This is a genomic window from Clostridium sp. HV4-5-A1G (genome assembly GCF_900184915.1).
Classification (GTDB): Bacteria; Bacillota; Clostridia; order Clostridiales; family Clostridiaceae; genus Clostridium_B; species Clostridium_B aromativorans.
The window spans coordinates 1-919 of sequence record NZ_FXYI02000360.1 but is presented as its reverse complement, the minus strand read 5'-3'; the positions used below and the strand labels follow the sequence as shown (position 1 = coordinate 919).

1 protein-coding gene is annotated in these 919 nt (G+C 27.2%); it reads left to right on the top strand.

Annotated elements, in window-relative coordinates:
• The first annotated feature begins 429 nt into the window (after positions 1-429).
• Entirely contained in the window at positions 430-753 is a 324-nt protein-coding gene (locus J5G60_RS18500; protein ID WP_150359060.1) for an ATP-binding protein, read from the top strand.
• The last annotated feature ends 166 nt before the right edge of the window (positions 754-919 follow it).

Sequence of the window (919 nt, the reverse complement as noted above, 5' to 3'; positions counted from 1 at the left end):
TTAAGGGCTATTTGAAAATTAAAATATATTCAGTTCAAAAATTCAAAAAATGTGTCTACTTTATTGACATAGATCCAAGTCCTTGACATAATTTCCATCCACAAGCGAAGTATATTTAAGGGGAATCATGAAAATATTGTTTATTGACCTAACTATAAATTAATTAAAAAATTGTCTTGACAAATGGATGCACTTTATTCTTTTCTTATGCATTTTTATAAATCTGTGGACAATTTTGGATTTTAAGTTCATCTTATCCACAGGTATTATCTAATCATTTCTGCAAAAATAGGGAAACTCTAAATAAAAGTATATATTGATTTTTTCAAAAAAAAGTCATAGTATAAGTATATCAATTTTGTAAAAAATATATAAAATAAACTAAATAATCCAATTAAGGATTTGTGAAGTATCTTTGGAGGATGATAAATGATGAGAGTTCCATTGATTTTAAAAGAGAATCTAATATCACAAATATATAATTATAATATTAGACTACTCATATGTGATGAATGGGAATACATACCCTTCGAAAAGGATGGCTCCCAACTTCTTTTTCAGTTTATTTCTGAATGCTATGAAAAAAGAAGTATTATAATTACAACCAATTTGAAGTTTAGCAAATGGAATGACATATCTTACGATGAAGAGCTGACAAGCGCAATAATCGATAGGCTTGTACATCATAGCCATCTATTAGTTCATACCAAACCAAGTCATAGACTTACATATTCAACCATGAAATCCCAGTAATGTAAGTGGGGTGCTTGAAAAATTAAGTTCCGGAATGTTTGAAAAAGCACTTGACAAAAACATATATATTAAATTTATATATAAACAGAATATAATGGACCCAAGAATTCAGACAAAAAAATGTTTGCTTTTTAGTTAGGTTCTCCATAATATTTTTATTAAGGAT